7 protein-coding genes and 1 pseudogene are annotated in these 9812 nt (G+C 58.9%); 2 read left to right on the top strand and 6 right to left on the bottom strand.

Annotated features, from left to right (window positions below; translation table 11 throughout):
* Nucleotides 1-559 precede the first annotated feature (559 nt).
* Nucleotides 560-868 carry a DUF6124 family protein gene (locus tag QCBJ_RS14040; RefSeq protein WP_012723526.1) on the top strand — a complete coding sequence of 103 codons (309 nt, stop codon included), beginning with the start codon at nt 560-562 and terminating at the stop codon, nt 866-868.
* A gap of 151 nt (nt 869-1019) precedes the next feature.
* Here the strand turns inward: QCBJ_RS14040 and QCBJ_RS14035 are convergent, their stop codons facing one another.
* From QCBJ_RS14035 to QCBJ_RS14015, 6 genes and pseudogenes are all read right to left on the bottom strand, one after another.
* A complete protein-coding gene (locus QCBJ_RS14035; protein WP_012723525.1) occupies nt 1020-1940 on the bottom strand; it encodes a substrate-binding domain-containing protein in 921 nt (306 codons plus the stop codon).
* 17 nt (nt 1941-1957) lie between these two features.
* Nucleotides 1958-2713: a methyl-accepting chemotaxis protein gene (locus QCBJ_RS30740; protein WP_370636462.1), complete on the bottom strand. Its 756-nt coding sequence runs from the start codon at nt 2711-2713 to the stop codon at nt 1958-1960.
* A 102-nt stretch (nt 2714-2815) separates the two neighbouring features.
* Nucleotides 2816-3235 (bottom strand): annotated as a pseudogene (locus tag QCBJ_RS30735) (HAMP domain-containing protein); the annotation flags it as partial.
* A 916-nt stretch (nt 3236-4151) separates the two neighbouring features.
* Nucleotides 4152-5402, bottom strand: a complete 1251-nt coding sequence (locus QCBJ_RS14025) for a glycoside hydrolase family 68 protein (RefSeq protein WP_012723523.1) — start codon at nt 5400-5402, stop codon at nt 4152-4154.
* Nucleotides 5403-5653: 251 nt separating this feature from the next.
* Nucleotides 5654-6592 carry a pectate lyase gene (locus tag QCBJ_RS14020; protein ID WP_012723522.1) on the bottom strand — a complete coding sequence of 313 codons (939 nt, stop codon included), beginning with the start codon at nt 6590-6592 and terminating at the stop codon, nt 5654-5656.
* 238 nt (nt 6593-6830) lie between these two features.
* Nucleotides 6831-8330 (bottom strand): CoA-acylating methylmalonate-semialdehyde dehydrogenase, encoded by a 1500-nt coding sequence (locus tag QCBJ_RS14015; RefSeq protein ID WP_046035388.1) that lies wholly within the window; start codon nt 8328-8330, stop codon nt 6831-6833.
* Nucleotides 8331-8439: 109 nt separating this feature from the next.
* Here QCBJ_RS14015 and QCBJ_RS14010 point away from each other — a divergent pair, with 109 nt between their 5' ends.
* On the top strand, nt 8440-9381 hold the full coding sequence (locus QCBJ_RS14010; RefSeq protein WP_102061065.1) for a LysR family transcriptional regulator: 942 nt from the start codon (nt 8440-8442) through the stop codon (nt 9379-9381).
* The last annotated feature ends 431 nt before the right edge of the window (nt 9382-9812 follow it).

The following is a 9812-nucleotide window of genomic DNA, read 5'->3' as shown; positions in this document are numbered from 1 at the left end:
GGATTTGTACCTGTGTGATTATTCCTTGGGGAGGCTTGGACGGGGTATGACCCGCGTCCAAGCCTCAAATGTGTAAACGATGTCCCCGGTTTCAGATGTAAACGATGTCTACGGTTCTACACCCCGATGGCGGCAGATCAGTCAATATCCATTTACCTGACCCACCGCTATCGGGGAGCAAGTGGAATCATCGCACCGCCCCTCCCACATTGATCGCGTCCCATTGTTGGGTTAGTGGCGTTTGGTCATGGTTTGTAAAGGGCCAGCAAGGCAGGTCCCTTTTAATCGCAGGACGTTTCCTAGACAATCCTCGCCGCCTTGTGCCTGTTGGAATCGCTGGCTAGTCTGCGGTCCGTCACTGCTCATCAGTGATCGGGTTTAGTCGCCCGGATTCAGAACAGGCGCACGTCTCCCATGAAGCTATATGGTGGCTGTGCGCAGGGCGCCCTCGGGCGCGCCGGGTTCCTGTTCTGACCGGTCGACTAACCTGCGTACAGCCGCCACCTTCGTTTAGTCGCAAAGCGTGTCGGCTCCTTGGTATTCAGACAGGAAAGACACCATGAACAAAGTCCTACCCGATCCACCCCATGATCCCGCAAAAGGCCGCGCCGCCTTCAACCGCGCCATCGACCACTACCTGCCCACCCACGGCTTCCACTGCGTCAGCGACGACCTGAGTTTCGAAGATGCCCTTCTCTACACCGCCAGTTTGCTCGACAGCGCCTCCGCCACCGCCCTGGACTGCGGCGAGCTGCTGCAAAGCCCCGAGCGGGCGAAAATCCTGGCGGTGTGGCATTTGCTGGAAATTGCCAAGACCACGGTGGATCGCTCCATCGAGTGCCTGAACGGCACCAAAACTCCTGCCTGAACGCGGTTAGGAATGTGGGAGGGGGCTTGCCCCCGATGGCGGCAGATCAGTCAATATCCATTCACCTGACCCACCGCTATCGGGGAGCAGGTCGAATCGCCCCCCCTTCCACAGTTGACTGCATTCCAACGTTGGATCGAGGGGGTCAGTCCTATTCAAACGCCTGTCGATTCTCAGGCGTGATCAACTTGAACGGCACCCAGACCACGGTCGACTCCAGCACCTCGCCGCGTACCAGGCGTAGCGCGGTGTCCACTGCGCCACCGGCCTGGCCGGCGGCATCCTGAAACACGCTGACCGCCATCTTGCCCTCAGCCATCAATTTCAAACCGTCCGGGGTGCCGTCGATGCCGCCGACCCAATAGTCCTTGGCCTGCTTGCCGGCCTTTTCCAGCCCCATGATCGCGCCGATCGCCATTTCATCGTTATTGGCCGCAATGATCGAAAAATCGACGCCCTGCTTGACCCAGTCAATGACAATCGTGGCGGCCTGGCTACGTTCCCAGTTGCCGACTTTTTTCTGTACGACTTTCATATCGGGGTATTTGGCGACGACTTTCTCCACGTCCTCGGTACGCATCAAGGAGGATGCGTTGGCCGGGTCGCCGACCAGGATCACCACGTTGCCCTTGTAACCGGCACGGCGCGCCAGCTCTTCCATCTGCAACGTCCCCGACTCCAGCTCGTTGGAGCCGACAAACGCGGTCTGCGCCGGCCACTTTTCCGGGTTCGGATTGCGGTTGACGAATACCAGCGGAATCTTGGCGTCCGAGGCCAGCTGCATCATCTGCGCCGCACTTTTGCCGTCAACCATCGCGACGATGATCGCATCCACCTTGGCGTTGACCAGGTTGCGGAACTGGCGCATCTGCAAATCGACGCTGTCCTGCCCGTTTTCCATAAAGATGTCGACGTTCATGACGCCGGCCTGCTGCTGCACCCCGTTGCGCAGCAGGGTCTGGAAGTTATCGTCGTACTTTGCCATGCCCACACCCAGCAAGGGCGTGGCGGCCTGGGCGGGGCCCGGAATGAGCAGCGTCGCCCCCAAGGCGAGCATTAACCATGTTTTCATGTTCTGACTCCCGCGGCTCAAACGCTGAAATGATGGAGCAGCTCGCGCTGCACTTTGGCCATGTCCGACAGCTCGTGGCTGCTGATGGCCGACTGCTCGGCGCCCTGTGCCGTCTGCTGGGCCGAATCGTTGATCTGGATGACCATCCGACTGGTTTCCTGCACCGTGGCGCTCTGCTCCTCGGTGGCGGCGGCGATCTGAATATTCATGTCGCGGATACTGTCGACCGAGTCGCTCATCGACAGCAGCAAGTCACCAGCGCCCGAGGCCAGGGACACGCATTGGGTGGACTGCGCCTGGCTCTCGTTCATCACGTGCACCACCGAGTGAATCTTTTCCTGCATGAGCCCGATCATGTCCTGGATTTCGCTGGTGGAGGTCTGGGTACGGCTGGCCAGGGAGCGCACTTCATCGGCCACGACCGCAAAACCGCGTCCCTGCTCGCCGGCACGGGCCGCTTCGATCGCCGCATTCAGGGCGAGCAAGTTGGTCTGTTCGGCAATGGTGCGAATGGCAACAACAATGCCCTCGATATTCTGTCCGTACTTCTGCAACTCATCGGTCACCTGCGTGGCCTTGTTCACCTGGTCGGCCTGCTGGCGGATATTGACGATGGTCTCGGCCACGCGCGCCTGCACCTTGTGCGTCAGCTCACTGGTGTCGTCCACGGCCTGGCGGGTGTCCTGCGCGCGCCGGGCCACCTCTTCCACCGTGCTTTCCATCTGCGTCATGGCCGAGGCGGCCGATTGCAAGCGGTCCTTCTGCTCATCCACCACACGGGTGGTCTGCTCGCTGTTCAAGGCGTTGCTCCCGGCGGTCACGGCCAGCGCATCGGCAGAGCCGATCAATTCACGGAAGGTTTTGCGCAGGGCCGTGGTCAGTTCGTTCAGGTAACCGCCCAACTCACCGAACTCGTCTTTACGGCTGACATCGAAACTGACCCGCATGTCCCCCGCAGTGAGCGTCTTGAGCACTTCGCGAAACGCCGCCAGCGGACGCCGCAAGCTGAAGGCGACCCACGTGCCAATCAACACCGCCGCCAGCACCGCCAGCACACACGCGATCAATAGCAAGCTGCGGCTGGTGCCGATGGTGGCATTGGCCGACTGACTGGCCTGGTTAGCGACCTCCAGGGACTGGCTGCCAAACTCGCCAATCCGGTCCAGGGTGGCTTTCAGTGCCGCCTCAACCGCATTGCGTTGCTGCTGCACCTGCGCGGCCAGTTTGGCCTCCACCTGATAAGCCTGGAACAGGCCGTCAGGGGCGGTCAGGTCAGTCAGCAGGCGATTGACCATGACGCCGGCAATACGCCCGACCCTGGGGTCAATCGCCGTCAGCGCCTGCGCGCGGGTGCTGATCACTTCGTCTTGCAGGTTGAGCACACGCTGTAATTTATCAATGGCGGGCGTCACGGTGTGGGCCGCGAAGCCATCGTAGGATTTGTTGACTTCCAACAGTAGTTTTTCCGCTGCGGCCACCTGTTGCGGTTCACCGACACTGCGCGCATGCGCGATGTAATCCCGCAGGTAGCTGGTCAGCTGCATCGCCTGCGCACTGCTGTAGCCTTGCAGTTTGCGCGTCAGCGCCAACTGCTGCACATGTTGCATGTGGGACGTCATCAATGCCTGTGCCTGTTCGGCGTAGGCCGCTACCTGTTGGCGCTGCTGCGCCAGGTTCGCCCGCAGTGCCTCATGCTCGTCGGTGTAGGCAGCGGTGCTGTCGAGCAACTGATTGAACTGGGCGATGCTCTCGGTAAACGGTCGCTTACCGTCCTCGATCTGCTTGGGGTCGGTGCTGATCTGAATGGCCAGCAAGGCCTGGTTGGCGCGCAGGATATGCACGTAGAGTTCACTGGCGGCCCGGCTCAGAGGTGCCGACTGCCCGGTGATAATGGTCAAGCGACTGCTGATGGACTGCGTGTTCTGATAGCTGATCCCCGCCATGATCAGCAATAACAGCACCAACACCGCAAATCCGCCGATCACACGCTGCAATATGGTCATGGCCACCCCTTTTGATTTTTATTCGTTGACCTGAGCGACGACCAGGCGTGCACCTACGAGTCCGGGATCACTCATGATGCTAGTGCCTGTATCGGCTTGGGGGGCTGGGACTTGAGCATCGAACACAGGCTGCAGGTCAAAAAAAAGTGGGAGGGGGCAAGCCCCCTCCCACCTACCTGATGAAATCAGGCTGGGTTTTGCACTGCGATTACTGGCTCAACACCACATCGCGCATCGCCGGGATGTAGCCGTAGTCATAAGCCTCCTGCACAAACGAACGATCGCCCTTCAACACAATCCTGACCGTCGGCGCTTCGGTGCCGCCGATACGGTAGTCGTCGCCGGTGGTGGGCACGCTGTCGATAAACGACGTCACCAGGCCATTGGGCATCACGCAGTGGGAGTACGTCTGGAAGGGCTGTGAAGGCGGATTGCCGAGCACCAGACCGGAGGCATTCATCAGTGTGTAAGGGCCGAACAGCTGATCACTGACGAACCCATAAACGCCATCCGGGCCCGTCACGCCATCTGCATAGGTGAACTTGTGACTGATGGTGAACAGGTAGTACTTGTTGTCCTGGAACACATAGTGCGGCCGTTCGGTCTGGTCGTTCACGCCAACGGCCGTCACCAGCGGCGGCAAAATCTCCCACTCGTCACCGTTGAGGTCTTTGGCCACCGCGATGCCGATACAGCCGACCTGATAACGCGCACCGCCGACATCTTCATGCCCAGGCGGCACCAGGCCAATTTCATTCGGGCCCACTTCGTGCGTCCCGCGCTCGCCGGCAACGTTGCCTTCGAACACCATGTACAACTTGCCATCTTTTGGATCGATAAAGGGGCTGGGATCGCGAAAGTTCCAGGTCGAATTTTGCGCTTCGGTTTGGTAATAGATGCCGTCGGCATCAAACAGCGATTTGACCTGATCAAAGCCCTGCAGGGTAACGCCGGTATCCGACGTAACCACTTGGCCCCTGACTTTGGCAATGGTGGCGCCCGGTGTGACGCAGGTGTAGTACAGGTCGATATCACCGTTGTTATTCAGCAGGATCGGTGTGCCTGCCCATTCACGCGTGGTCGGCGATACGCCTTCGGCCATGACACGGCCGCCGAAGATCCAGTCCTTGCCGGTGCGCGAGTACCAGTAGCAGATACGCGCATGGCCATGGCGGTCTTCCCAATCGCGCTTGATGTCGTAACGGCCATCGGCGTTGATGAATTGTGGATCATGGGGACGACGGTCGGCAGTCAGGGTGAAGATCACTGACCAGCCATTGACCGATACCACCGTGCCATCCAGTTCACGCAAGGGCATGGTGTCCCAGATAAAGACCGTGTCACTCATGACAGGAAAGTCAGGACTCACTAACGGCTGTGTCGTCGTCGGGTCATTCTCATTAACTTTCAGCGCATCGGCCCGTGTCCAGCGAGTGGGTGTGTGATTCGCGTGTTTCATGATGATGTCCTTTTGCTGACGCTTAAGTGACAAGCGAAGATTAAATAGCACATGACAGCCAACAACTTAAGAGTGGCTGAAAGAGCAAGAGATAGTTGGCTCTGCAAGTGCGAAACAAGGTTTAACATGGAAGCCCGCCTGTCGCAACATGAAGAATTATTTAGATTACAAAGGCCATCACTGTATTTATATCCTTGATATAAATACAGTGGCACCCGTATTAAATGATCGTTAAGTAGAAAGCTAGCTAATCAACTACCAAAGATCAGGGCTACCGACTGGGCGCCGGCATTCTTCTGGGTAAAGTCCTTGGCTTGTGCGGCGGTCTTCAACGTATAGCCATAGTTGGAAAGGGCCGTCCATTGCGCTTTAGGCGACTTCTGGTTGGTGATCGGCGGGACACTGTTGGTATCGGTGAACGTGCCAGTGCCTTTGTCGTCCAACATGCCTTTATTTTGGCTGCCTTCGCCAAAGTAGTTACTTTCAGAAAGGATATTGGCGTTTTGTGCCAGGGTAAAACCGAGGTGGAAGTTATTAATGTAGTTGTTGTACACATGAAAATAACCGTAACGCATCAAGCCAGGCGCACGCACTTCCATGTTGTCGAAGCGGTTATGGCACAGCGTCAGGCGCGGGTAACCATTGAACTCCGCTTTATTATCATCCGCCGGGTGGCCGAAGATCAGGCCATACTTGTGGCTGCCAAAGAAGCAGTTGCTGATGGTGGCATAATCGGCCTTTTCACCGATATACAGCAGTTTATCTTCACTGCCATCAGTGGTGGACCAGCTGTGCCCGACGAAAGAGCAATGGTCAATCCAATACTTGCTGCCGTAGTTCAAGTAGACCTGGATATCGTCATTGGCCTTGATACTTGCCGAATGCTTGAAGATAAGATTCTGCAGAATAATGTTCTGCGACTGCGCCGTTGCACGCAGGTGAATATTCTCCAGGGTGCGGTTCTGGAACGAGCCAATCAGGGTCTTGTTGGCGCCCATGTTGACTTTGGTCAGGCTCGACGCCGAGATATTACTGTTGATCACCAGTACCCGTGGGGTGGTGTCGCCGATATTGGCCTTGAGTTGATCGAGTGTGGTGATACTGACCACAGGGCCGGACCAGCCACCTGTCACTTTTGCCGCTTGGGCGAAACCGATCAAACCGGTGAGTTTGCTTTCTGGATAGGACATGAGTTCCCTCTCTATCAATAAAATGGCTCGGTAAGACGAGCCTGTGCATCAAGTTAATCCGTTAACTTGCACACAGTGTTTGGCAGGACTGAGGTTGCCGGGTGTTGGTCGATCAGCGCTTAAACACTGTGTTTATGTACAGTATTCTTGATTGACTGGATCGTCAACCCTTACGCAGACAAAAATGTGGGAGGGGCTTGCCCCCTCCCACATTTGCCCTGCTGTGTTCTTTTGGCCGTTACTTGGACACAGGCATCGCAAACTCCGCGCCCTGCTCGATGCTCTCCGACCAGCGCTGCATGATCGATTTCTGCTTGGTGTAGAAGCGCACGCCCTCAGTGCCGTAGGCATGCATGTCGCCAAACAGGCTCTTCTTCCAGCCACCAAACCCGTGCCACGCCATCGGCACCGGAATCGGTACGTTGATGCCGACCATGCCCACTTCGATCCGGCGTGCAAACTCGCGGGCGATGTTGCCGTCGCGGGTGAAGCAACTGACGCCGTTGCCGAATTCGTGGTCGTTGACCAGCTTGATCGCTTCGCCGAAGTCATTCACGCGCACGCAGGCCAGCACCGGGCCGAAGATTTCTTCGCGGTAGATGCTCATCTCTTTGGTCACATGGTCGAACAACGTCGCGCCGAGCCAGAAACCGTTTTCCAGGCCCGCTTCGGTGGGCACGTAGTCACGTCCGTCGAGCAGCAATTGCGCGCCGGCCTGCACGCCTTGTTCGATGTAGCCGCTGATGCGCTCCAGCGCCGCACGGGAAACAATCGGGCCCATCTCGGCTTTCAAATCGCGACCGTCGGTGATGCGCAATTGCTTGGCGCGCTCAGTCAGGGCGGCGATGACTGTGTCACCCACATCGCCCACCAATACCGCCACCGAGATGGCCATGCAGCGTTCGCCCGCGCTGCCGTAGGCGGCGCCCATCAGGGCGTCGACGGTTTTTTCGATATCGGCGTCGGGCATCACCACCATGTGGTTTTTCGCGCCGCCCAGGCCTTGCACGCGCTTACCGTTGCGTGCGCCGGTCTCGTAGATGTACTGGGCAATCGGCGTGGAGCCGACAAAGCTCACGGCCTTGACGTCCGGGTGTTCGATCAGTGCGTCCACCGATTCCTTGTCGCCCTGCACCACGTTGAACACGCCTTTGGGCAAGCCGGCTTCACGCAGCAGTTCGGCCATGAACAACGACGCGCTCGGGTCAGTCGGGCTTGGCTTGAGGATGAAGGTGTTGCCCGCCGCGATGGCGATCGGGTACATCCACATCGGTACCATCACCGGGAAGTTGAACGGCGTAACACCGGCCACCACGCCCAGCGGCTGGCGCATCGTCCAGTTGTCCATGCCACGGGAGACCTGATCGGAATGCTCGCCCTTGAGCAGGTTAGGAATGCCGCAGGCAAATTCGAGGATGTCGATGCCACGGTCGACTTCGCCCTGGGCATCGGTGAAGACCTTGCCGTGTTCGGCGACGATGATGCGCGCCAGGTCGTCCTTGCGCTCGCGCAGCAGGTGCAGGTATTCGAACAACACACGGGCGCGGCGGATCGGCGGCGTGTCGGCCCAACCGGCGAACGCGTCCTGGGCAGCGGCGACGGCTTCGGCAACAGTCTGGCGGCTGGCCAGGGCGACACGGCCGGTTTTTTCGCCGGTGGCCGGGTTGTAGACGTCCTGATAGCGATCATCGCGGCTCACGCGCTGATCGTTGATGTAGTGCTCGATTGTCGTTGTCATGGCAGTAGATCCCAGGTGGGTAGCGTTGGGACACACGATAGACTTTCAGTTTGTTCCAAACCAGAGCAGAATCCAGAACTTATTGTCCATAGACGCGAACAATAGACCCATGGAAAAATCCGAGATAGAAGGCCTGTGGACCCATATCCACTGGCTCTCCGTGCTGCAGGAACAAGGCACCTACACCGCCGCTGCCGCGCGCCTTGGCGTGAGCAAGTCGGCCGTCAGCCAGCGTATTTCCGACCTGGAAAAAGCCACCGGCACACGGCTGGTGACGCGAACAACGCGCAGTGTGCGGCTGACCGATGCGGGGCTGTCGTTGACGCGAGAGGTGCGCAGCGCCTATGAACAGATCGCCCGCAGCTTCTCGTCGGTGCGCGACTCGGCCGGGGAGATTCGCGGGCTGGTGCGCCTCACCGCACCCGTGGCGTTCGCCCGTCAGCAACTGGTGCCGCACCTGTCGGAGTTCTTGCAACAGTACCCGCAGGTGCGTATTCAACTCGACGTGTCGGACGCCCTGAGTTCATTGGCCGCCGAGGGCTATGACCTGGCCGTGCGCCACGGCTTCCAGGTCCCGGAAACCCATGTGGCCTGGAAACTGTGCGACACCGGCTCGGTGCTGGTCGCCACTCGGGACTACCTGCAACGCCACGGCGAGCCACGCGAGCCCGGCGACTTATCGGCCCACAACTGCCTGTTCTACCCACGCGGCACCGACCAGCCCGCCTGGACCTTCGAACGCGGCAGCAAAAACGTCGAGCGCCTCACCGTGCCCATCGCCGGCAGCTTCGCCACCAATAACAGCGAGGCCTTGCGCGACTCGGCGCTCAACCACCTGGGCATCGCCCTGCTCCCGGACTTCAGCGCCCATGCTGCCCTGGCCAGCGGCACGCTGGTGCAGGTGCTCAACGACTGGACGCTAAAAGGCGCGTTTGCCGATGAGATCTACCTGATCCGCCCTTACTCGCCCCATGTGCCGAAGTCAGTGAGTGCATTGGTCAGCTATTTGAAGGAGAAATTGTCAGGCGGGTTTCGATACACCGGCGGTTAATCACTGCTAGGTGTTGGGGCTGCTTCGCAGCCCAGCGCGGGGCAAGCCCGCTCACTACAACAGCTCTAGCTGGGCATGGGGCGGGCGACAGCCTATAAGCACCTGAAGCAACTCAAGGGCTGACCTGCCATTGTGGTTTCGGAAGCTTTTGTGGTGAGCGGGCTTGCCCCGCGCTGGGGTGCGAAGCAGCCCTGATCCAGTCAGCGCATTTTTTCAGACAAACATCACGGCTAGGTTGTGGAGCGGCAGACGATCTACAAGCACCTGAAAGCACTCAAGGACTGACCTCCTATTGAGGTTTCGGAAGCGCTTGTGGTGAGCGGGCTTGCCCCGCGCTGGGGTGCGAAGCAGCCCTGATCCAGTCAGCGCATTTTTTCAGGTGAACATCACGGCTAGTGTTGGGGCTGCTTCGCAGCCCAGCGCGGGGCAAG

Origin of the sequence: Pseudomonas sp. QC2 (assembly GCF_002859085.1) — a bacterium.
GTDB classification, from domain to species: domain Bacteria; phylum Pseudomonadota; class Gammaproteobacteria; order Pseudomonadales; family Pseudomonadaceae; genus Aquipseudomonas; species Aquipseudomonas petroselini.
The sequence above is the reverse complement of the archived record's forward strand: the minus strand, read 5'-3'. Positions and strand labels throughout refer to the sequence as shown.